The 21,719-nt window shown below is 70.9% G+C and carries 21 protein-coding genes; 11 read left to right on the top strand and 10 right to left on the bottom strand.

The window, feature by feature from the left end; all coding sequences use genetic code 11:
* Nucleotides 1-41 precede the first annotated feature (41 nt).
* From UA75_RS29045 to UA75_RS29055, 3 genes are all read left to right on the top strand, one after another.
* Nucleotides 42-854, top strand: coding sequence for a glutaminyl-peptide cyclotransferase (locus UA75_RS29045; protein WP_083684182.1), 813 nt, complete (start codon nt 42-44; stop codon nt 852-854).
* Between the two features lie 135 nt (nt 855-989).
* Nucleotides 990-3,332, top strand: a complete 2,343-nt coding sequence (locus UA75_RS35120; RefSeq protein ID WP_318533275.1) for an MFS transporter — start codon at nt 990-992, stop codon at nt 3,330-3,332.
* Between the two features lie 169 nt (nt 3,333-3,501).
* On the top strand, nt 3,502-3,999 hold the full coding sequence (locus UA75_RS29055; RefSeq protein WP_232237530.1) for a DUF2771 family protein: 498 nt from the start codon (nt 3,502-3,504) through the stop codon (nt 3,997-3,999).
* A gap of 187 nt (nt 4,000-4,186) precedes the next feature.
* Here the strand turns inward: UA75_RS29055 and UA75_RS29060 are convergent, their stop codons facing one another.
* Entirely contained in the window at nt 4,187-6,010 is a 1,824-nt protein-coding gene (locus UA75_RS29060) for a right-handed parallel beta-helix repeat-containing protein (protein WP_075742943.1), read from the bottom strand.
* A gap of 99 nt (nt 6,011-6,109) precedes the next feature.
* Here UA75_RS29060 and UA75_RS29065 point away from each other — a divergent pair, with 99 nt between their 5' ends.
* The gene (locus UA75_RS29065; RefSeq protein ID WP_075742944.1) at nt 6,110-6,976 is read left to right on the top strand and encodes a TetR/AcrR family transcriptional regulator C-terminal domain-containing protein; all 867 of its coding nucleotides are present in this window, start codon (nt 6,110-6,112) and stop codon (nt 6,974-6,976) included.
* A 40-nt stretch (nt 6,977-7,016) separates the two neighbouring features.
* Here the strand turns inward: UA75_RS29065 and UA75_RS29070 are convergent, their stop codons facing one another.
* Complete coding sequence (locus UA75_RS29070) at nt 7,017-7,403, bottom strand: cold-shock protein (protein ID WP_075742945.1); 387 nt, start codon at nt 7,401-7,403, stop codon at nt 7,017-7,019.
* 139 nt (nt 7,404-7,542) lie between these two features.
* Here UA75_RS29070 and UA75_RS29075 point away from each other — a divergent pair, with 139 nt between their 5' ends.
* Nucleotides 7,543-7,749 carry a hypothetical protein gene (locus tag UA75_RS29075; RefSeq protein ID WP_075742946.1) on the top strand — a complete coding sequence of 69 codons (207 nt, stop codon included), beginning with the start codon at nt 7,543-7,545 and terminating at the stop codon, nt 7,747-7,749.
* Between the two features lie 201 nt (nt 7,750-7,950).
* Here UA75_RS29075 and UA75_RS29080 read toward each other — a convergent pair whose 3' ends face one another.
* Nucleotides 7,951-8,580, bottom strand: a complete 630-nt coding sequence (locus tag UA75_RS29080; RefSeq protein WP_075742947.1) for an HAD family hydrolase — start codon at nt 8,578-8,580, stop codon at nt 7,951-7,953.
* 80 nt (nt 8,581-8,660) lie between these two features.
* Between UA75_RS29080 and UA75_RS29085 the strand changes: the two genes are divergently transcribed.
* Together UA75_RS29085 and UA75_RS29090 are read left to right on the top strand one after the other, a co-directional pair.
* Complete coding sequence (locus UA75_RS29085) at nt 8,661-9,290, top strand: TetR family transcriptional regulator (RefSeq protein WP_083683759.1); 630 nt, start codon at nt 8,661-8,663, stop codon at nt 9,288-9,290.
* A gap of 68 nt (nt 9,291-9,358) precedes the next feature.
* A complete protein-coding gene (locus UA75_RS29090; protein ID WP_075742948.1) occupies nt 9,359-10,144 on the top strand; it encodes a PhzF family phenazine biosynthesis protein in 786 nt (261 codons plus the stop codon).
* Between the two features lie 83 nt (nt 10,145-10,227).
* Here the strand turns inward: UA75_RS29090 and UA75_RS29095 are convergent, their stop codons facing one another.
* The gene (locus tag UA75_RS29095; RefSeq protein WP_232237884.1) at nt 10,228-11,052 is read right to left on the bottom strand and encodes an HAD-IIA family hydrolase; all 825 of its coding nucleotides are present in this window, start codon (nt 11,050-11,052) and stop codon (nt 10,228-10,230) included.
* Nucleotides 11,053-11,157: 105 nt separating this feature from the next.
* Entirely contained in the window at nt 11,158-11,562 is a 405-nt protein-coding gene (locus UA75_RS29100) for a TOBE domain-containing protein (protein WP_075742949.1), read from the bottom strand.
* Nucleotides 11,563-11,710: 148 nt separating this feature from the next.
* Between UA75_RS29100 and moaA the strand changes: the two genes are divergently transcribed.
* The 3 genes from moaA (at nt 11,711) to UA75_RS29115 (ending at nt 14,498) form a co-directional block, all read left to right on the top strand.
* A complete protein-coding gene (moaA, locus tag UA75_RS29105) occupies nt 11,711-12,781 on the top strand; it encodes a GTP 3',8-cyclase MoaA (RefSeq protein WP_075742950.1) in 1,071 nt (356 codons plus the stop codon).
* A 144-nt stretch (nt 12,782-12,925) separates the two neighbouring features.
* On the top strand, nt 12,926-13,195 hold the full coding sequence (locus tag UA75_RS29110) for a MoaD/ThiS family protein (RefSeq protein ID WP_232237531.1): 270 nt from the start codon (nt 12,926-12,928) through the stop codon (nt 13,193-13,195).
* A 622-nt stretch (nt 13,196-13,817) separates the two neighbouring features.
* The gene (locus UA75_RS29115; RefSeq protein WP_075742951.1) at nt 13,818-14,498 is read left to right on the top strand and encodes a transglycosylase family protein; all 681 of its coding nucleotides are present in this window, start codon (nt 13,818-13,820) and stop codon (nt 14,496-14,498) included.
* A 399-nt stretch (nt 14,499-14,897) separates the two neighbouring features.
* On the opposite strand, the gene UA75_RS29120 is transcribed toward UA75_RS29115, so the two are convergent.
* The 5 genes from UA75_RS29120 to UA75_RS29140 form a co-directional block, all read right to left on the bottom strand.
* A complete protein-coding gene (locus tag UA75_RS29120) occupies nt 14,898-15,998 on the bottom strand; it encodes a molybdenum cofactor biosynthesis protein MoaE (protein ID WP_075742952.1) in 1,101 nt (366 codons plus the stop codon).
* Nucleotides 15,980-16,450, bottom strand: coding sequence for a cyclic pyranopterin monophosphate synthase MoaC (gene moaC, locus UA75_RS29125; RefSeq protein WP_075742953.1), 471 nt, complete (start codon nt 16,448-16,450; stop codon nt 15,980-15,982). Before moaC ends, UA75_RS29120 begins: the two co-directional genes overlap by 19 nt.
* A 213-nt stretch (nt 16,451-16,663) precedes the next feature.
* Entirely contained in the window at nt 16,664-17,287 is a 624-nt protein-coding gene (locus UA75_RS29130; RefSeq protein WP_232251132.1) for a Uma2 family endonuclease, read from the bottom strand.
* Between the two features lie 91 nt (nt 17,288-17,378).
* On the bottom strand, nt 17,379-18,764 hold the full coding sequence (locus UA75_RS29135; protein ID WP_075744348.1) for an NAD-dependent malic enzyme: 1,386 nt from the start codon (nt 18,762-18,764) through the stop codon (nt 17,379-17,381).
* A gap of 89 nt (nt 18,765-18,853) precedes the next feature.
* A complete protein-coding gene (locus tag UA75_RS29140) occupies nt 18,854-19,039 on the bottom strand; it encodes a hypothetical protein (RefSeq protein WP_075742954.1) in 186 nt (61 codons plus the stop codon).
* 144 nt (nt 19,040-19,183) lie between these two features.
* Between UA75_RS29140 and UA75_RS29145 the strand changes: the two genes are divergently transcribed.
* Nucleotides 19,184-21,475 (top strand): helicase-associated domain-containing protein, encoded by a 2,292-nt coding sequence (locus UA75_RS29145; protein ID WP_075744349.1) that lies wholly within the window; start codon nt 19,184-19,186, stop codon nt 21,473-21,475.
* Nucleotides 21,476-21,719: the final 244 nt, after the last annotated feature.

Raw genomic sequence — 21,719 nt, forward strand, 5'->3', positions numbered from 1 at the left:
TGGGCCTGCATAGATCCGCCTTGTCGAAGACCGTCGTGATGATGCTCTGCGGCCTGCTGGTCGGCGGCTGCGGTGCGTTTCCGGAGGCACCAGCACAGGATGATCGACAGTCCGAGAGCGATCATGCCGATCAGGACGCTGCGCACTCGGGCAGGGTGCCACAGCGCTACGACGTCGAGGTCCTCGAAACCCGTCCGCACGATCGCACGGCCTTCACCCAGGGCTTCGAGATCGCGGACGACATCCTCTACGAGGGCACCGGACTGGTCGGGCAGTCGTCGCTGCGTGCGACCGACCCGATCACCGGCGAGGTGTTGAACCAGGAGGATCTGCCCAGCCCGCTCTTCGGCGAGGGAATCACCGTCGTCGACGATCGGATCTGGCAGTTGACCTGGCAGAACAACATCGCATTGTTACGTGATCGCGACACGCTGGCCGAGATCGATCGATTCGAGTACCCCGGCGAGGGTTGGGGTCTCTGCCACGACGGCACCAGACTGGTGATGAGCGACGGCACCGATCAGCTCCAGTTCCGTGACCCGGAGAGCTTCGAGCTGCTCGGCTCGGTTCGGGTGCTCCAGGAGGGCGAGCCGCGCCATCAGCTCAACGAGCTGGAATGCGTCGGCGGCGAGGTGTGGTCCAACGTCTGGTTCAGCGACGACATCCTCCGGATCGACCCGGAGTCCGGCGAGGTGACCGGCGTGGTCGACGCCACCGGTCTTCTTCCCTCCGACCAGCAGCCGGGTGCCGACGTGCTCAACGGCATCGCCGCGATCCCGGACACCGACGAGTTCCTGTTGACGGGCAAACGCTGGCCGAGCACCTTCCGGGTCCGATTCGTTCCCGCAGAGTGATCGCGCCTGCGGCACGCGAGGGACGCGATGATCGACCGCAGGCGGCACGGTCGCGGACGATGATCAGGCGACCGCGACCGATTCACTGCCGGAACCGGGTCCGCGAACCCGGTCGCGTACGGCAGGATTGAGCCCGTGCTGCGTTCCGATCCGCCAGAAGAGCCCGACCATCGTCGCGGCCGTGCCAGGCGGAAGGGCATGCTGCGTCCGAGTAGACGGACCGAGATCGAGCACCACGACGGGCCGAGTCGAGACGACGCGGCCGAGACCCGCTCGGCACGCGAGACGCCGACCCGCAGGCAGCCGCCGGTCCGGAGTCGCGATCGATACGAGCCGTCGCCCAGAAGGCGACGGCCTGCGCGTTACGCCGACGAGTACGACCACGACGACCTGTCCTACCGAGAGGACTACGACCGGCGCGATGCACGGTCGGCACCCGATCGCGATGATCGACGCCGGGACGATCGCTACGAGGACGACCGCAGACGTGATCGGGACGAGGACGGCAGGTCCTACCGGGAGCACGATCGCCGGGATCGGCGTGACGACCGGCCCCGGTCCGACGAGCGGTATGACGACCGGTACGCGGACGACTACGACGATCGGTACGACGACCGGCCTCGGCGCAGGACGGACGAGCCTCGAGGCCGGTCGCCTCGGGGCTCGGACCGGGCGGACGAGCGCCCCGCGTACGCCGACCGGCCGGACGACCGCGAGTGGGATGACGACCACCGAGACCATCACGGGGACGGGGACCGCGACCGCCGTCGCGCGCCCCGCCGGACCCGGCCGGATCACGACCGGCACCCGGACCGCCGCGACGCCGGTCGCGACGACTACCGCGACGACCATCGGGACGACTACCGATCCGACGAGGACGACGAACCCCGCCGGGCCGCTTCCGGCACCCGGCGACTGCGCAGCCGGGACGAACCGGCCGACGAGGCCGAGCGCCCCGGCAGGCCTGTCGTGCCCGTCCACCGGACCGACGTCCCGCCCGATGACGCCCCCGACGATGCGGCAGAGCACGCGGAGCATCTCCGAGGCCCGAAGAAGCTGACCGTCACCCGCGTGGCGATGTATCGGAGCAGGCAGCTCACCGGCCAGGCCTTCCAGGCGTTCCGGCGGGCCGCGCACGCCGACGGCGCGGACAAGTCCGGGCTGAACCGGCTCACCTACGCCGTGATGATGAACTACGCGGTGGACGCCGCCATCGCGGTCGCACTGGCCAACACCCTGTTCTTCTCCGCGGCCACCGGCGAGAGTCGGGGCCGGGTCGCGCTCTACCTGCTGATCACCGTCGCGCCCTTCGCCCTGATCGCCCCGGTGATCGGGCCCGCGCTCGACCGGCTGCAACGCGGCAGGCGCATCGCCCTGGCGATGTCGTTCGCCACCCGCGTCACGCTGCTGGCGATGATGGCGGTCAACTTCGACAGCTGGCTGCTGTATCCGGCCGCCCTGGGCAGCATGGTGATGTCGAAGTCGTTCGGCGTCCTCAAGGGCGCGGTCACCCCGCGAGTGCTGCCCTCCGAGATCACGCTCGTCGAGACGAACGCCCGACTCAACATCTTCGGGCTGGCCGCAGGCGGGGTGTTCGGGGCGTTGGCCAGCGGCCTGGCGGCGGTGTTCGACTCCTCCGGCGCGCTGTGGTTCGCCGTGCTCCTCGCGGGGGCGGGCACCGTCCTGTGTCTGCGCATCCCGGCGTGGGTGGAGGTCACCGAGGGCGAGGTCCCCGCCTCGCTGAGCGCCGGCCCGCGTAAGGCACGCCGACAACCCATGGGGCCGAGCGTGATCGTCGGTCTCTGGGGCAGCGGCACCGCGCGCACCCTGACCGGCTTCCTCACCTTCTTCGCGGCCTTCGTCGTGAAGGCGGAGACCGAGGAGTCCGCAGGCGTCCAGGTGATGCTGCTCGGATTGATCGTCGGCGCGGCCGGGCTCGGCAACTTCGTCGGCAACGGCGTCGGTGCCCGGCTGCGGATGGGCAGGCCGCACCAGGTCATCGTCGTCTCCGTGAGCGCGGCGCTGGCGACGACGGTGTTCGCGGCGATCGTGCCGGGCATCCTGACGGCGGCGCTGGTGGCCCTGGTCGGCTCGACCGCCAGCGCGCTGGCCAAGATCTCACTCGACTCCGTGGTCCAGCGGGAGACGTCGGAGGAGTCGCGGGCTTCTGCCTTCGGTCGCTCCGAGACAATCCTGCAACTCGCGTGGGTCTTCGGCGGCGTGCTCGGACTGCTGCTGCCGCCCTCGTACTGGATCGGTTTCACGGTGCTGTCGGTCCTGCTGGTGCTCGGCTTGGTGCAGACGGTGCTGGCAGGCAACGGCAGGTCGCTGCTGCCTTCTCGAGGATTCCGGCCCACGCAGCCCCCGCAGGGTCGGCGGGAGTCTCCCGGACGCCCGCAGCTCGGCCGGGGCCGGTCGGACGCCGCGACGCCGGGCTCCCCGTCGGCGGCGACCATCGAGGCACCGCCGGACCGCTGAACCGCGAAGGGCGTCCCCGGTGACGAGCGCGGTGAAGGCCTCCCGCCCGACTCGCGGACACTCGGCAGCGTCGTACCTGCCAGGTGAACCCGGCGGCTGACCTGCACCGCCACGGCGGCGAGCGACCACCCGGCCCGCCGCTGATCGACGGCGAACTAGGCTCCCTGTCGTGTCCCACGCCCCGCCGGTGAACAGGTCCCGGCTCGCCAGACTTGCCGTGACCATGCTGGCCGGCCTCGCGGTGGCGGGCTGCGCTGTCCCGGCGACGCCCAAGGTGACCTTCTACTCGAACCGGGAGACCGTCCACGTCGAGCCCGCACAGCTCTGTGACGCCCAGCTGACCGAGTGCTCGGTGAACGAGGGCGCGGTGGGCGTGCTGCGGGTCCCGCCCGGTGCGCCGCTCCAGATCTCGGTGCCCCATCACATCGGGGATACGCCGTGGCAGGTCGTGTTCCGCTACCGCGTCGACGGCGAGGTGGTCGACGGTCGCAGCGAGGTCTTCGCGCCCGACGAGCGGCTGGCCTACACCCTGCGGCTGCCCGAGGAGGACGCCCAGCTGGAAGCCCTGGAGGTGCAGCAGTTCGGCGCGGTCCTCGTCGAGGACCCCGAGAGCGGTGTCGGCTTCATCACCAGCGGCATCTGGGTGCTCTCGGTCGACGACCGCTGACCGGCCTGCCGTGGGCCTCGGCGGCTCGCCACACAGCCGGAGTCGCACAGTCGTGACGAGAGACGGCGGCGAGGCATGCCGCCGTCTCTCGGGCTGCCGACCGGTCGCTGGTCGCCGAACCCTGCTCGCCAGGCTGGGGAACCCGGCCATCGCGCAGACCGACGCCCCCTGCCGCGACTGGAGCGGCTCAACCCGCCTGGCGCGACCGTCTTCCCGCCGAGGCCACGATGTCGGCGCTCGCCGGATCGGCCGCCAGCGCCTGTTCGAAGCCCTCCTTCGGCAGCACGGTGTTCCCGGCGAGGATCACCGTGTCCGGCGGGTCGTCCTGGCCTGCGGGCTGGTCGTCCCAGAAGTTCCCGATGAACACGACGTCACGCAACGGCGGCGCCACCTCCAGCACCACCGGCGTGTCTCCGCGATGGACGACGTTGCCCGCGATGGTCACCCAGGCGGCGCCGTAGTCGGTGTAGAGGCCGAAGTTGTAGGAGGTGAGCGTGTCCCGGATGACATTGCCCCTGATCACCGCTCCGCTGGCGAAGGACGAGCCCTGCGGCGCCGAGACGTAGACGCCGCCGCCGTCGGCGAGCACCGTCATCGTGTGGTGGATCAGGTTCGCGATGATGTGTGCCCCTCGAGCCTGCTCGCCGCCGGTGACGACCACGCCCGCATGCGGCACGTGATGCACCTCGTTGTGCCGTACGACGACGTCCTGCGTCTCGGCCAGCAGGATCGCCGGGGCGCCTCGGTACTCGGCGCCGATGTCGTGCACCAGGTTGTCCTCGACGAGACAGTCCCTTGCCTCGCGCAGCGTGATGCCGCTGCCGGAGACGTCGTCGACGGTGTTGCCACGCACGATCACCTCCGCGCAGCCAGGACCGATCCCGAGCGCCCCCGCACCGAGCGCGGTGAAACGGTTCGCCGCCAGCACGACACGCGCGGCGTGGGAGAACGCCACGTTCGCGGGCAGCTGCTCCGAGTCGACCGGCACGGTCACGCTGCCCATGCCCGCAGGCAGCACGACCTCCATGACCTCGCCGCCGACGTAGTGCGTGTCGCCGTGATAGTGCAGGTGACCACCCGTCGTGCGGATGCCCGACCAGGCACCGTGGGCGAAGGTCAGCCCGCGCAGCGTCAGGTCGGCCAGCGGCCGTTCCGCCGTCCCGGAGCCGCTGATCAGCGTCTCCAGCACCGGGGCGATGACGACGGCGGCGTCCGGGCGCTCGTCTGGCCGAGGAAGGTAGTGCAGGACATGGCTGCCGGGAACGGAGCGATCGAGGACGAAGGTGCCGGGCTCGGTGAGGAAGGTGCGGCTGTTCTCCATCTCAGACGGTCCGGCGAGCGGCTCCCAGCTCGACTCGCCGTCACCGCCGTTCCACTCGCCGACGTAGAGCCGTCGCGCCCAATCCCAGGCGGGCTGTGCCATGACGATTCTCGTCGAACGGGCGTCGCCGGTGATCTGGGCGACCGCGCAGCGCGCCTGTGCCCACGGATAGATGCCGGTGTAGACGAACTCGATGCCGTCCGCATCGGCCCATTCCTGCGGGAGCGGACTGTCCGTGACGTATCCAAACTCTGTTTTCGTCACAGACGATCCCGGCAGCCCGGCCGTGGAGACGGCGCGGCCGATCCGGCGGCCGTCGCAGTAGAGCTGCCGAGGCTCGAGGTCTCCAATGGGAGCGGACCACGTGCCGTCGTCGGACCGCTCCCAGCCGGTGATCACCCGGCCGCCGCTGAGGACGACCTCTTCCTGTTCGGCGGTTCCGTAGCCGTGCGGCTGGTAGACCACCCGGTGGCCCCCGGTGCCGGAATCTCCCTGTCCGGCCTGGAAATCGAGGGTGTCATCCAGCAGATAGGTACCAGCCCGGAACTGCACCACCAGGTCTGCCGCCATCGTGGCGGTCCGCTCGCGCACGAGGCGCTGCGCGGCGGCAGGCGTCGCCAACGGCCGCTCCGGGGTGCCCGGCGAGCTGTCGCTGCCCCAGGGCGCGACGATGATCGTGGTGTCTGCCATGTCTGCTGGTCCTCCATAGTTATGGCATATACTTCTGATTACACCATAAACATCCACGCGGCAGTGCAGTCAAGTCGCAGCGGGCACGACGGAGGCAGGATGGGGACGGACGAGGATCGACCACTCGACCCGGACCACACGGTCGAGCTGCTCTGGAACACCGGTGCGGACCAGGTCACGGACGTACGGCTGAGCCTGTCGCGGATCGTGACGACCGCCGTCGACCTCGCCGACGCCGACGGCCTGGCGGAGTTGTCGATGCGCCGGATCGCGGAGCGCCTCGGCTACACGACGATGGCGCTCTATCGGCATGTGCCGGGCAAAGCCGAGCTCATCGACCTGATGCGCGACGCCGTCTACGCGGAGATCGAGGCCTCGGCAGGGGCCTCGGACTGGCGGTCGGGCCTCGCGGCCTGGGCCCGCGACAACCGCGACCTGCACCGTCGACACCGCTGGTTGGTGGACAGCACGGGAAGTCGCCGGGTGCCCGGACCGAACATCATGAGCAACTTCGAGCGGGTGCTCGCCATCGCCGCGAGCAGCAGGCTGCCGCCCGCCGAGGTGCTGGCGGTGGTCGACCTGATCGGCGGTTTCGTGGACAGTGCCGCGCGGAGCGAGCAGGAGGTCGAGAAGACGGAGCAGCGGACCGGACAGACCCATCAGCAGTGGTGGGAGGACCGGGACTCGCTGTACGAGCGCGTGGGCGACTACCCGACGCTGCGCAGGCTCTGGGAGTCGGGCGGCTACGACCAGCCGGTGGACGCCTTCGAGTTCGGTCTCGAACGCACACTCGACGGAATCGAACTCCTCGTCCGGCGCCGTGACGAAAATCGTGATGGAAAGAAGCCGGTGCGCTGCGAGGTCTGTGGAGCGGTCATGCCGGAGCCGCGCCGGGGCAGGCCGAGGTCCTACTGTTCCCGTAGCTGCCAACAGCGGGCCTATCGCCGCAGGCAGTCATCGGAGTGAGGTCTCGGCCCGGCCCCGGGTGTTCGTCAGCGGCCGGTGCTCAGGGCTCCAGCTCCCGAGCGACGGCGCGGACCAGTTCGGCGATCCGCTTGGTGTTCTTGCGGTCGGGGTACCGGCCGCGCCGCAGCTCCGGCTGAACGCTCGCCTCCAACACCGTGATCATGTCCTCGATCAGCCCGTGCAGCTCCTCAGCGGGCCTGCGCCTCGCCTCGGCGACCGAGGGCGGTGCGTCCAGGATCTTCACGGACAGAGCCTGTGGACCACGGCGCCCCTCGGCCATGCCGAACTCGACTCGTTGGCCTGCCTTCAGGCCCTCGACCCCCGGCGGTAGCGCGGAGGCACGGACGTAGACGTCCTCGCCTCCGTCCTGGGTCACGAAGCCGAATCCCTTCTCCGCGTCGTACCACTTGACCCTGCCGCTCGGCACTGTCCTCACCGTTCCTACTCGTCGTCGGGTCGCACCAGGCCAGTGGCAGGCACGACGAATCCCAGGGTAGAGGTTCCCTCAATCGAGGCGGCGCTCGCCGAGGGGATCGATCGACGTACGGCCGGGCTACGCTGGTCCGGTGAGCACGCAGGCGAGCAGAAGTCCCCTCTTCCCGTTGTCCCTGACGACCTTCGGCATCGGACTTCTCGCGGTCTTCGCGACGTTCGTGCTCTTCGCCCTCGGCTACTCGGATCAGCCGGTCTGGCTGAATGTGGCCTGCCTGCTGGCTCCGTTGGGAATGTTCTTCGGCGTGATCGCGATGCTTCGGCAGTCACGCCGCCGCTGAGCAGTCGCGCGACGAGTCCCAGGCCCCGTGACGTCGCCGGGCGGCCCGCAGGCCGGCGCAGGACTCGCTCGGCGCCCGCCGACCGAGTCGGCCTGGCCTCGCAACGATCCGGCGTGACGATCACCGGTCCTCGGCGCCGTCGGGACGACCCCGCGCAGGCCCGGGTGCGGTGCAGCTCTCCGTGCCGACGACGCCGGAGGCTCAGCGAGCCGGGGCCGCGGGCGGGCTGGTCATCTCGCGGAGCAGGGCGGGCAGGCCGCTGAGGTCCGGCAGCACGACGTCCGCGCCCGCCGCCGCCAGCTCCGCCGCCGAACACGGCCCGCTCGCCACGGCGACCGCCCGTGCGCCTGCGGCTCTGGCCCCCAGCACGTCGGCGACGTGGTCTCCCACGTAGAGCCCGACGCCGTGTTCGGTCAGGACGGCGGCCTTGCCGACCCCGAACACTCCGCCCGCCAGGTGATCCACCTCCCAGCCGAAGGCCGCGAGGTGCAGCGCCGCGCTCGGCCGATGTTTGCCCGTGACCACGACGACCCGGCCGCCCAGCTCGCGGACCGCCGCCAACGACTCGGCCGCGCCCGGCATCGCCACCGTCTCCGGGACGACGTGTTCGAGATAGTCGGCCCGGTACCGGTCGACCACCGTCCGCACCTGTTGCGCCGAAAGGCCGTGCGCATGCAGCGCGTCTTCCAATGGCGGGCCCAGATTCTCAGCGAGACGCGCGCCGTCCACGTGGATGCCCGTCGCCTGCGAGAGAAACCGCATGATCCGGCGAATTCCCAGTCGCGGATCGATCAGCGTCATGTCGAGATCGAAGCCGATGACCGGACCCATCACGATCCCCCACTTTCTTGACTACTCAACGAGTAGCGTAGCCCAATTGACATCCAGTCACGGTGCGTCAGAATATCTAGGTGACCCCAGCCCCTCGGCTCACCGTGCGGGTGAAGATGTCGTTACGCGACAACCTCCTGTGCGGGGCCGCCGACCTGCTCGCCGAACGCGGCTTCGCGAGACTGCGAATGAGTGAGGTCGCAGCGATGGCGGGTGTGAGCAGACAGACCGTCTACAACGAATTCGGCGGCAAGGAAACTCTTGCCCACACCGTGGTCTTGAACCAGGCGCGGATCTGTCTGGAGCGGGTAGGACAGGCAATCAGGGGCGCTGATGATCCGGTTGCCGGAATTCGCGCGGCCGTCCGGCGGATACTGGAGATCTCGGCGAACGATCCGCTGCTCACCTCATTGCTCACCGGAATCGACCGAGAGGCGCTGCTGCCCTTCCTCCCGGTGCCCGATCTGCCGACGCTGCGCGCGTTGACGGAGCTGATCAGCCGCCAGCTGCACTCCCAGCTTCCGCAGCTACCGCCCGCCTCGACGACCTTCTACGCCGACACCGTCGTCCGGCTGACCATCAGCCACCTGCTCATCCCCACCGCGACCACCGCCGAGGCCGCCGACGCGGTGACCGCGATCGCCGCCGCCGTCCTCAGCCCGCATCTCCCGATCGGCCAGCTGAAGCCTCGCCCCCTACGGCCTCGATGACCTGCGGCGGCCGCCCCGAGACGGCCACCGGGCGACGCCTGGCTGAGTGAGGGCTCTACATTCTCCGCATGGCGGTGGACGTGTACGTCGTGGACGCTTTCAGCGATCGACCCTTCGGGGGGAACCCCGCGGGCGTCGTACTGCTGCCGAGTTTCCGGGACCCGGAGTGGATGCAGGCCGTCGCCGCCGAACTGAGGCATTCCGAGACCGCCTTCGTCGAGGTCGACGGCCCCGCCGACGCGCCGAAGCCCCTGCGCTGGTTCACCCCCACCGTCGAGGTCGACCTCTGCGGTCACGCCACGCTGGCCACCGCGCACGTCCTCGGCGGCGATCAGGTCTTCGCGACCCGCAGCGGCGAACTGTCCTGTGTCGCCACCGAGGACGGCCGGATCGACATGGACTTCCCCGCCGATCCGACGACGGTGATCGCCGAGCCGCCCTCGGAGCTGTCCGCCGCGCTGGGCGGGGCGAGGGTGACCGCTGTCGCCTCGGGCGCATCGGATCTGCTGGTCGAGGTCGACTCCCCGGCAGCCGTCGCGGCCGTCCGCCCCGACCTCGCCGCCCTGGGCGCGCTGCCGCATCGCGGCGTGATCGTGACGGCGGCAGGAGGACGCGACGGCGTCGACTTCGTCAGTCGATGCTTCTTCCCGCGCGTCGGCGTTGAGGAGGACCCGGTGACGGGCTCGGCGCATCGGACCCTGGCGGCCTGGTGGTCCGAGCGGCTCGCGCTGACGGAACTGGTCGCCGAGCAGCTCTCCGCGCGGGGCGGAACGGTCCGGGTCGCCGTGCGCGGCGACCGGGTCGGCATCTCGGGCCGCGCCACGACGGTGCTGCGGGGCAGTCTCTACAGCTGAGCGGCCGGGCACTGCCCGCCGGAACCCGCCCGCCGGAGGCGTCGCGGTCCGTCCGGCCAAGACCGACCGCCCGACCAGCAGGCTCAGTCGGCGGGGCCGTCCCCGCCGCCCAGACCGCGATCCGCGCTGAGGATCGTCCTGGCAGGCGAGTCCTCGGGGAACGGCAGATGCGCCGCACCGACCAGTTCCGAGATCGACTCGATCACCCGCGTGGGCCGGAACGGGAAGCTGTCGGCGGTCGCGGGCCCGGAGATCCCGGTCATGACCAGGATGGTCTGCATCCCGGCCTCCATGCCCGCGCGGATGTCGGTGTCCATCCGATCGCCCACCATCAACGTGTTCTCCGAATGGGCGCCCAGCGCCCGCAGCGCCGACCGCATCATCAGCGGGTTGGGCTTCCCGACGTAATACGGTGCCCGGCCGGTCGCCCGCTCGATGAGCGCGGCCACCGCTCCGGTGGCGGGAAGCTTCCCTTCACGGCTGGGTCCGGTCTCGTCGGGATTGGTCGCGATGAAGCGGGCGCCCGCCTCGAGCAGGCGAACGGCCTTGGTGATGGCGGTGAAGCTGTAGGTACGGGTCTCCCCGAGCACCACGTAGTCGGGGTCGCGATCCGTCAGCACGTAACCGACCTCGTGCAGCGCGGTGGTCAGGCCCGCCTCGCCGATCACGTAGGCCGAACCGCCGGGGCGTTGCGAGTCGAGGAAGCGAGCGGTGGCCAGTGCCGAGGTCCAGATCGACTTCTCCGGCACTTCGAGGCCGTTGGCCGACAACCGCGCCCGCAGGTCGCGCGGAGTGTAGATCGAGTTGTTGGTCAGCACCATGAAGTCGATCTCACGCTCGGCGAGCTCCGCGAGGAGTTGATCGGCCCCGGGGATGGGGTGCTCCTCGTGCACGAGGACCCCGTCCATGTCCAACAGGTAGTTCCAGCGTTCCTGACGAGTCTCCGCTGATCCGATCACCACTTCATGCTGCCCGCCCGACGGCGGAAGCGCCATCGGTGTCGGCCTGGTTCCCTAGCCGTTCTGGCGGGGGGTCTCCACGACGACATGGGTCGACTTGACCACGGCGACCGCCAGCACACCCGGCTCGAGGCCGAGCTCGGCCACCGCGTCGGCCGTCATCAGGGACACCACCCGGTGGGGCCCGCAGACCATCTCGACCTTCGCCGCCACCCGGTCGACCACCACCTCGGTGACCAGGCCGACGAAGCGGTTGCGGGCGGAGCGGCCGACAGCGGAGGGATCGGGTGTCTCGCGAGCCTGGCCCGCGGCGAACGCGGCAAGCACCGCTCCCTCGATCACCATCCGACCCGACTCGTCGCGACCGGCGGACAGCTGACCGAGCTCGATCCAGCGGCGCACCGTGTCGTCGCTCACCCCCAACAGGGAGGCGGACTCGGTGATGCGGTATCGGGGCACGAGATCGGACCTTACGTCACGACAGGCCGCGGGAGGCGGGTCTGGAGCCGCCGAGAGATGATCTTCACCACGGTCCCGGCCGCCGCCGAGGCCCGCATAGGCGTCGACGCCTGCGGAATCGACGCCGACGAGTGGTTAGTCTCGAGTCGTGAGTGCGGTGGAGCTGGGCATCCCGGTCGTTCCCGGCGCGACGGGCGGCACGGCGGGCGGCGAGCCGCGTCCGGCGGCCGACGGCCTGATCGACCGATACGGACGCACGGCCACCGATCTGCGAGTGTCCTTGATCGACCGCTGCAATCTTCGCTGTTCATACTGCATGCCCGCCGAAGGTCTCGACTGGCTGGCCAAGAGCAGCCTGCTCGACACCGAGGAGCTTCGCCGACTCCTGCGGATCGCCGTCGAACGGCTCGGCGTCCGCGACGTGCGCTTCACCGGCGGGGAACCCCTGCTGCGCAAGGACCTGACGGCGATCGTGGCCAATACCGCCCGACTGCGCCCGCGACCGAGAATCTCCCTGACGACCAACGGCATCGGGCTGAGGGCTCGGGCCGTGGAACTGGCCGAGGCAGGCCTCGACCGCATCAACGTCTCGCTCGACACCCTGCGCCCGGACCTCTTCCACACCATCACCCGCAGGCGACGGCTCGACGACGTGCTGGCGGGGCTGGCGGCGGCCAGTGCCGCGGGGCTGGACCCGGTGAAGATCAACGCGGTGCTGCTGCGCGGGGTCAACGACGACGAGGCACCCGACCTGCTGCGCTTCGCCCTGGACGGCGGATATCACCTCCGGTTCATCGAGCAGATGCCGTTGGACGCCCAACACGGCTGGCAGCGCTCCGAGATGATCACCGCCGAGGAGATCCTCCGGCTGCTACAGGAGCGTTTCACCCTGACCCCGCATCAGGCCGAGCGCGGCTCGGCGCCCGCCGAACGCTGGTCCGTCGACGGCGGGCCCGGCACGGTCGGCGTCATCGGCTCGGTGACCCGGCCGTTCTGCGCGGCCTGTGACCGCACCAGGCTCACGGCCGACGGACAACTTCGAAGCTGCCTGTTCTCCCAGACCGAGACCGACCTGCGCGGCCCCCTGCGGTCGGGGGCGGACGACGAGGAACTCGCCACGATCTGGCGGGCGGCGATGTGGGGGAAACCCGCCGGGCACGGCATCGACGACGAGAGCTTCACGCAGCCCCGGCGGCCGATGAGCGCCATCGGCGGCTGAGCTGACCGGAATCGGCCGCGAGCGTCGGCGTCGCAGGCGAAGAGGCGCCGACGACCGGATGCTCTCGGCGCTTCGTGGTCAGGATGCGGAGACAAGCCGGTCGGCGAGTACGGACGCCGGTCGCCGAACGGAGGAGGGACATCGGTGGACAGCACCGACGAGATCACCGTGCACGTCCGGTACTTCGCCGGGGCGAGGGCCGCCGCCGAGGTCGCCGAGGAGTCGGTGTCGATGCACCGAGGCGCCTCGGTGCGCGAGACGCTCGCGCTGCTCGCCGACCGCCGGGGAGCCGGGCTGGCTCGGGTCCTGAGCGCATGCAGCTTCCTCGTGGACGGCGTGGCCGTGACGAACCGGGAGCGACCGCTCACCGAGGCCGTCGTCCTGGACGTCCTGCCACCCTTCGCAGGCGGCTGACCGACCTTCACGCTGCTCTGTCGGCGAAGCGAAGCCAGCCTTTCGGGCCCGATGGATCACGAGTTGATCTCGCAGAGCGATCATCCATCACACTCTGTAGCACACAGTCGTCGGACCCGATTGGATCTTGCGCTGGCCGCAATATCTTGCTCTCCGTCACCGAAAGCCGGCCCGGCCTCCCCCACCGGTGTCCCTACTCTCACTCGAAGCTGTACAGCTACTCCCCGCATATCAGAAAATCGCTCACAGTAAGCAGGGCATGGTGACCCATGCCTCACGGTGGGTGATCGATATCGAACCGGAAACGGACCGGTAACGGTGCCCCGACCTGCGGAAACAGTATGATCGCCGATCACCCACCCGCGTTACTGTGACGAGCGTCACCATTGGTATCGTTTGGGAATTCCCTCTCGGCTACGTACCGTCGCGTCTCGGTCGCCCCGAACGGCCGCAAGAAAACCGGGAGTGCGCAGCGCCAAGCCCTGTCCAGCGCATTCCTTCCCCGAATCACAGACCGGACAGGGACGAGAACTCGATCTTCGACGGCCCCGCGAACCGGGGACGACGGCGATCGGGGCCCCGCGCAAGCGGGGACGGAGTCGGCGCGGTGGGAGAGAGGGACATGGCTCGCTACCAAGGCAAGCACCGCAAGCCTTCCAGCACTAGCCGCACCATCACCCGAATCGCAGTCGCAGGCGCCTTCGTCGGCGCCCCCCTGGCAATGGCCACACCAGCCGTCGCGGCGCCCGACTGGGACGCGCTCGCGCAGTGCGAGAGCACCGGCGACTGGGCCATCAACACCGGAAACGGTTACAGCGGTGGACTCCAGTTCCACCCGCAGACCTGGGCCGCCTTCGGCGGCACCGAGTACGCACCCAACGCACACCAGGCAACCCGCGAGCAGCAGATCGCCGTGGCAGAGCGGGTCCTGGCCGAGCAGGGACCGGGCGCATGGCCCGCATGCAGCGCCAAGACGGGCTGGCACCTCGGCGGCGGAACGGAAGAGCCCGCTCCGCAGCCTGCGGCACCCGCCCCGGCTGCCCCGGAGGCCGCTCCGGAGCAGAGCGCGGCGCCCGAGCCGGAGCCGCAGCCCGCCCCGCAGGAGGTTCAGGAGCAGGCGCCGAGCCACGTCGGCCCGATCCTGGATCACCCGGAGGGCGACTACACGGTCGAGGCAGGCGACACCCTGTCCAAGATCGCGAACGAGAACGGCACCGACTGGCAGTCGCTGCACGAGGCGAACGCAGAGGTCGTCGCCAACCCGGATCTGATCTTCACCGGTCAGAAGCTCCTGGTGGGGTGATCCCTGCCGGGTCCGCTCCCCGCCGCCATCCCCCGGGGGGCGGGGAGCGGGCCCGATTCGGCCGTCACGACGACGGCCGGACCCGACGAGCAGCCACCCGCGCCCGAGTCGATCAGGGCTCCGCGTCAGCACCCGTCATCGGCGGGGCGCGCCGCCCCACACGGTCTCGACGAGAGCCGTCTCCCCGACCGGCCGAGCGTCGAGCAGACCTCGCCACGGCCGTGAACCGCAGAACCTGCGGCGAACGGCATCGATGATCATCGGAACCTAGGCAGGCCGGATCGACGGCGGTAGAGTCGCATCGTGACCGAGCCGCTCCGCCTGCCGCGCGCCATCGCGACGCCGGACCGTGCAGCAGCCCGTCACCGTCACCACGCCCCTGGCCGCCCGCTGGCCGCCTCATGGGCAGTCGACCCACTCCTCCTCGCCGTCGACGAAGACCTGGCGTTTCCAGATCGGCAGCCGTGCCTTGATCTCGTCGACCAGATCGGCGCAGGCCGTGAACGCCTCGGCGCGATGCGCGGCCGAGACCGCACAGACCAGGGCGAGGTCGCCGATCCCCAACAGGCCCAGCCGGTGCGTCACGGCAATCGCCCGCAGACCCGGATGTCTGGCGGCCACGTCGGCCGCCACCTGGCCCACCGTGTCGGGAGCGCTCGGATGCCCCACGTACTCCAGTTCGCGCACGCCCCGACCGCCGTCGTGATCACGCACGACGCCCCGGAAGCCCACCACCGCCCCCGCTGCGGCATCGCCCACCAGGGCCTCGTGATCGACGGCGGCCAGGTCCTCGTCAACGACCTCGGCGCGCACCACCAGCACGTTCCCGCCCGGCTTCTGCGCGGCTGAGGGTTCGACCGGTCCGGCGGAGCCTGCATCGACGGTCTCCGCCGCTGCCGGGTCTCCCCCGGCCGTGGCCGACCCCGCAGGAGCAGCAGGCCCCTGGTCTCCCGCAGCAGTGCCCGCGACGATCGACGCCGCGCCCGCCGCCCGTCCCGGTTGCGGATGATCGCCGCCCCGGAGCTGGTCCACGGCGTGGTCGAGCACACCCGCCAGCACGCCCAGCCCGTCGCGAACACCGCCCCGCGACCCGGGCAGGTTGACGATCAGCGTCCGGCCCGCGACCCCGACCACGCCCCGGGAGAGCACGGCGGTGGGCACGGCGGGCAGCCCGGCCGACCGGATCGCGTCCGCTACGCCGGGCACCTCGTAGTCCAGCAGTTCACCGGTGACCTCGGGGGTGCGGTCGGTGGGGCTGATGCCGGTGCCGCCGGTCGTCACGACCACCGCCACGCCCGCCGCGACGGCAGCCCGGATCTGTGCACCCACCGGCGCACCGTCGGGCACGACCGCCGCGTCCGGCGTCTCGAAAGACCGCTCGCGCAGCCAGGCCACGATGATCGGCCCGGTGGTGTCGGCGTACACGCCCGCAGCCGCGCGGTTGGACGCGGTGATCACCCTGGCCTGCCTGGTCTCGCCCGTCACTCCGGTCTGGTCCATGTCCCCGTCTTCCCGCCGTCCTTGCGCTCCACCCGGATCTGGTCCAGCACCGCGGCCGGGTCGACCGCCTTGATCATGTCGTGCAGGGCGAGTCCCGCGACGGCGACGGCGGTCAGGGCCTCCATCTCGACTCCGGTGCGGTCCGTGGTGCGGACCGTCGCGCTGATGCGCACCTCGACACCCGCAGGCTGCAGCTCCACGGTCACCCCGGACAGGGCGATCGGATGGCAGAGCGGAACGAGGTCCGGCGTGCGTTTGGCGCCCATGATCCCGGCGATGCGCGCGGTGGCGAGCGCGTCGCCCTTGGGCAGGGTGCCGCTGGCGAGCAGGTCCACCACCGCCTCGGTGGTGCGCAGCACTCCGGTGGCGGTGGCGGTCCTGGCGGAGACCTCCTTGGCGGAGACGTCGACCATGCGGGCCGCGCCGCCACGATCCAGATGCGGTAGCTCCATGCCCGGTGATGCTAGGCGGGCTGGTCGGGTGCTCGTGCCCGCAGGGCGGTGGCGGACCGGAACAGCCCGCCACGAGGCGGATGCCGCAGGCGGCCCGGGCTCCGACGACTCACGGCCGACGGGCCGACCCGGCGGGCGTCGATGAGACGGCGTCGAACAGCAGGCGTCGGCCTTCTCCCGAAGGAGGAGGCAGGCGGTGTCTCCTGCGGGCTGTCAGTCGCCGCCGATGTGCTTCCGCCACGGTCCCGTCGCCACGAGCCAGTGCGGGACGAGCCGGATGGGGAAGGGCGTGTCGGTCTCGAAGACGTCCGTGCCGAAGACCTGGGCGATCTCGTGATAGCCGCCGTCCGCCAGCCGAAGCTCCACGATCCCGGGCTTCTCCGGGTCGGGACTCACGATCCAGTAGGACTCGATGCCGAACCGGGCGTACTCGACGCGCTTGGTGTGATGGTCTCGGAACACGCTCTCCGGCGAGACGACCTCGACGGCGAGCAGCGGCGGACGGGTCAGACCGGGGTGCTCGAGGTCGTCCGCTCGAATCACCGACAGATCCGGGATGCGGTGGTGGGTCCGATCGGCGTTGAGGTCGATCCCCAGGCCGCGGAGGACCGCATGCTCGTCAGGAGCGAGCCTCCCCAGCTGAAACATCAATCGAGACTCGATGAGCGAATGTGTGGTGACTGGTGCCCGCGACATCTCCAGCCGCCCGTCGACGAGCTCGTACCGGCCGCCGTCGTCCGACAGCGTTCGAAGGTCGTCGACGGTCAGCGGCTGGTCCGCGATCCCGTCTGCCGGAAGCCCATGGCAGCCGTTCTGCACCCGGTTCAGCACGGTCACGAGCATGACAGAGCAGCCGCTCCCACTAATGAGTCACCCAGCAGCGAACCGGCCGGGGCGGGACGGCATCGCCCCGCCCCGGTGTCCGCCCTCAGCCCTCCTCGGCCGCCCGCCGCACCGCCTCGGCCACCGCAGGGGCCACCGTCGTGTCGAAGACGCTGGGCACGATGAAGGAGGCGTTCAGGCGCTCCCCGTCGGCCACGTCGGCGATGGCGTCGGCGGCGGCCAGCAGCATCGAGTCGGTGATGCTGTGTGCCTGGGCGTCGAGCATCCCTCGGAAGAAGCCGGGGAAGGCCAGCACGTTGTTGATCTGGTTCGGGTAGTCGCTGCGGCCGGTGGCCACCACGGCGGCGTGTTGCTGGGCCTCCAGCGGGTCGATCTCCGGGTCCGGGTTGGCCAGGGCGAAGACGATCGCCGAGTCCGCCATCGTCGCGACCTGCTCCGCGCCGAACAGGTTCGGTGCCGACACCCCGATGAACACGTCGGCGCCGACGAGCGCGTCATGCAGCGAGCCGCTGCGGTTCTCCGTGTTGGTGTGCTCGGCGATCCACTGCAGGTGGTCGCCCAGCCCCTCCCGCTCCGGATGCACAATGCCGTCGATGTCCACCGCGAGCACGTCGCCCGGCTTGTCCCGCAGGAGCAGCCGGATGATCGCCGAACCCGCCGCTCCGACGCCGCAGACCACCACCCGGCAGTCGCCGAGGTCTTTGCCGACGACCCGCAGCGCGTTGCGCAGGGCTCCCAGCACGACGATGGCCGTGCCGTGCTGGTCGTCGTGGAAGACGGGGATGTCGAGCTTCTCGCGCAGCCTGCGCTCGATCTCGAAGCACCTCGGCGCGGCGATGTCCTCCAGGTTGATGCCGCCGTACACGGGAGCGAGCAGCTCCACCGTGCGGATGATCTCCTCGGTGTCCTGGGTGTCCAGGCAGACCGGCCAGGCGTCGACGTCGGCGAACTTCTTGAACAGCGCCGCCTTGCCCTCCATCACGGGCAGCGCGGCCGCCGGACCGATGTTGCCCAGGCCCAGCACCGCCGAGCCGTCGGTGACCACGGCGACGGTGTTGCGCTTGATCGTCAGCCTGCGGGCGTCGTCGGGATTGGCGGCGATGGCCTGGCAGATCCGGGCGACGCCCGGCGTGTAGGCACGGGACAGGTCGTCTCGGTTGCGCAGCGCGACCTTCGAACGCACCTCCAGCTTGCCGCCGAGGTGCATCAGGAAGGTCCGGTCGGAGACCTTGCGCACGGCGACGCCGGGCAGCGCGTCCAGCGTGGAGGTGATGTCGGTGACGTGCTCCGCCGACAGGGTGTTGCAGGTGATGTCGATGACGACTCGGTCGGTGTGCGACTCGACGACGTCCAGCGCGGTGATCACACCGCCGACCCGGCCGACGGCGCTGGTGAGGTCACCCGCCGCGCTGGACGACGGCGGGGTCTCGACGCGCACCGTGATGGCATAGCCGGGGCCGGGAACCGGCATGACGACCTCCCTGGTCAACGCTGTTCTAGCAGGGGGAACAGCCTAACCAGACGATTCCCGGCGCCCACAGCCCGGCCGGTGGAGACGAACTACCTGTTGATCACCGTGACCGGGTGCTCGTAGTGCACCGCGCCCTCAGCCAGCGGAAACTCGGTCTCGCCGAAGGGGGACGGCGCTCCGGCCGTCGCCGCCCTCAGCTCGGACACCGCATGCCCGCCCTCGGGCACCTGCGGCCAGCTCGGGTCGATGCGGTCCTTACGGGCTGCCTTGGCCACGGCTCCTCCTGAGATTCGATCCGACGACCTCACCGACCTGCCGCACGCATCCGCATGGCATGGCCCCGCCTCGGCGGCGTGCCCGGGCGGAGTGTCGGAAAGGACTCCCCTCAGTCTGCCGCATCGCGAAGTATCGTGGTGAGGATGCCCGGCACCTCACTGGCCGACTGGTTGCGTGACCAGGACGACTCGATGCTCGCCGCACTGCTGCGCGCCCGACCGGACCTGGCCACCCCGGCTCCGCCCGACACGACGGTCCTCGCCACCCGCGCGGGCATCGGGATCTCCGTGGCCCGAGCCTGCGAGGAACTCGACACCTTCAGCCTCGCGGTGCTGGAGGCGCTGCTCGTCGCGGACGCCGACCAGCAGCCCGTTCCGGAGAAGTCGATCCTCGAGCTGTTCGGCGGCGGAGTCTCCGCGGACCGGGTCCGGGAGGGGCTGGCAGTCCTGCGGGCCAGGGCGCTGGCCTGGGGAGCCGACCCGACGCTGTCGGTGGTCCCGACCGCACGCGAGGTGATCGGCCCGTTCCCCGCCGGGCTGGGCAGGTCTGCTCCACACCTGGACCGCCAGGACCTCCCCGCCGTCGTGGCGGGCCTGTCCGAGGCAGAACGCAGGCTGTTGGAGGCCCTGGCCGCCGGGGCACCGGTGGGCCAGACGAAGGACGCCGGAACGATGGTGCCGCCCGACCGGGCACGCACCCCGGTCCAGCGGCTACTGGCCGCCGGGCTGCTGCTGCGCCGCGACGCCGAGACGGTGGAGCTGCCCAGGCAACTCGGCCTCCTGCTGCGTGGCGAGCACCCCCTCGGCCCGGTCCGACTGGACGAGCCGGAACTCGACACGGTGCGCCGCAGCGCCGCCGACTCCGACGCCGCTGCGGCGGGCGAGGCCCTGGAGCTGTGTCGCCATGTCGAGACGCTGTTGCGCCTGTGGTCGACCGAGCCGCCGCCGGTGCTGCGCTCGGGCGGCCTCGGCGTCCGCGAGCTGCGGCGAGCGGCCCGCGCCCTGGAGTGCACCGAGCCGCGTGCCACCTTGATCATCGAACTGGTGGTCGCCGCAGGCCTCGTCGCCGCGAGCGACGACACGGAGCCGCACTGGCTGCTCACCGTCGCCGCCGACACCTGGACGGCCTCCCACTCCGAGCAGCGCTGGGCCACGCTGGCGCTCGCCTGGCTCGACATGCCCCGGCTCCCCGCGCTGGCGGGCAGCCGGGACGACCGGGAGCGGCTGCTCTCGGTGCTCGCCGAGGAGCTGCGCAGGCCTCGTGCGCCGCTGGCCCGCAGGCGGGCCCTCGACGAGCTGGGGACGCTTCCCGCGAACACCGCCCTGCGGTCCGACGACTCACTCGTCGAGCTGCTCGCCTGGCGGGCGCCCAGGCAGGGCGGTCGCTTACGAGACGAGCAGGTCCGGTGGACGCTCAGCGAGGCCGCGGCCGTCGGCGTCAGCGCGTTGGGCAGGCTCTCCTCCGCAGGGCGGGCGCTGCTCTCCGACGGGCAGGCGGAGGCGGCCAGACTGATGGGCGCGGCGATGCCCCCGCCACTGGACCACATCCTGGTGCAGGCCGATCTGACAGTGATCGCGCCGGGCCCGCTGGAGTCCGACCTCGCCTCGGACATGGCACTGGTCGCCGACGTGGAGTCGGCGGGCAGCGCCACCGTGTACCGGGTCGGCGAGGCAAGCGTGCGACGCGCGCTCGATGCGGGCCGCAGCGCCACCGAACTGCACGATCTGTTCGCGGAACGCTCCAGAACGCCGATTCCGCAGTCGTTGACCTATCTGATCGACGACGTGGCTCGCAGACACGGCAGGCTGCGTGGCGGCTCGGCGGGCTCGTTCCTGCGCTGCGAGGATCCGGTGCTGCTCACCGAGGTGCTCGGCAGGCCGGAGGCCGCGCAGTTCGAGCTGCGACGTCTCGCGCCGACGGTGCTGGTGAGCCCGCTGCCGCTGGCCGAACTGCTGGACGGTCTGCGCGGAGCGGGACTGGCTCCGGTGGCCGAGGGACTGGACGGGCGGCTGCTGGATCTACGCCCGGCGGGCCGCAGGCTCTCCCGACGCGCCGGGACCGGCCGCCGGGTCGTGTCGCCGGGTCCGATCGACGAGGAGCGCCTCGCCGAGGTGGTCACCGGGATTCGGATCGGGGATCGGACCTCGGGCGTGCGGCGTGGCGCCTCGGCCTCGACCGCATCCGAGGGGCATCGGATCTCGCCGACCTTCACGCTGTTGCAGGACGCGGTGAGTTCCCGGCACCGGCTGTGGATCGGCTTCGTCGACTCACACGGCGTCGCGACCCAGCGGATCGTCGATCCGGTGAGCATCAGCGGCGGGTTCCTGGAGGGCTTCGATCAGAGCGTGGGAGCCGTGCAGCGCTATCCGCTGCATCGCATCAGCACGGCGGCCCTCGTCGAAGGCTCGGCGGACGCGGCGGGCGCCGCAGACTGAGGCCGTGTCACGCCGCCGCAGTGGCGGCTGTCGGCCGCATCAGGCTGGGCGATCGTGCGTCGCCCGCCGATCGTCTCGACGAACGCACGGCCCGAAGGCCGGGAGGACGCCAGTCCCGGCTGCGCGGCTCGCCGCCCCCAGCCGGGTCGCCCCGAGCCGGGTGGACCCGAGCGGCGGACCGCCTCGGCACTGCGCGGGCCGGCGTGACGGCGGCTCCGACGAGCGGAGCAGGCGTCACGCCGGC

It is taken from the genome of Actinoalloteichus sp. GBA129-24 (assembly GCF_001941645.1).
In the GTDB taxonomy this organism is placed as follows: Bacteria; Actinomycetota; Actinomycetes; order Mycobacteriales; family Pseudonocardiaceae; genus Actinoalloteichus_A; species Actinoalloteichus_A fjordicus.

Coding starts and splice junctions, on each gene's coding strand:
- UA75_RS29145 (WP_075744349.1), top strand. CDS start 19,184: ATGCCCGGCACCTCACTGGCCGACTGGTTGCGTGACCAGGACGACTCG.
- UA75_RS29090 (WP_075742948.1), top strand. CDS start 9,359: ATGGCGGTGGACGTGTACGTCGTGGACGCTTTCAGCGATCGACCCTTC.
- UA75_RS29135 (WP_075744348.1), bottom strand. CDS start 18,764: ATGCCGGTTCCCGGCCCCGGCTATGCCATCACGGTGCGCGTCGAGACC.
- UA75_RS29080 (WP_075742947.1), bottom strand. CDS start 8,580: ATGGGTCCGGTCATCGGCTTCGATCTCGACATGACGCTGATCGATCCG.
- UA75_RS29065 (WP_075742944.1), top strand. CDS start 6,110: ATGGGGACGGACGAGGATCGACCACTCGACCCGGACCACACGGTCGAG.
- moaC (WP_075742953.1), bottom strand. CDS start 16,450: ATGGAGCTACCGCATCTGGATCGTGGCGGCGCGGCCCGCATGGTCGAC.
- UA75_RS29115 (WP_075742951.1), top strand. CDS start 13,818: ATGGCTCGCTACCAAGGCAAGCACCGCAAGCCTTCCAGCACTAGCCGC.
- UA75_RS29045 (WP_083684182.1), top strand. CDS start 42: ATGCTCTGCGGCCTGCTGGTCGGCGGCTGCGGTGCGTTTCCGGAGGCA.
- UA75_RS29120 (WP_075742952.1), bottom strand. CDS start 15,998: ATGGACCAGACCGGAGTGACGGGCGAGACCAGGCAGGCCAGGGTGATC.
- UA75_RS29095 (WP_232237884.1), bottom strand. CDS start 11,052: ATGGACGGGGTCCTCGTGCACGAGGAGCACCCCATCCCCGGGGCCGAT.
- UA75_RS29060 (WP_075742943.1), bottom strand. CDS start 6,010: ATGGCAGACACCACGATCATCGTCGCGCCCTGGGGCAGCGACAGCTCG.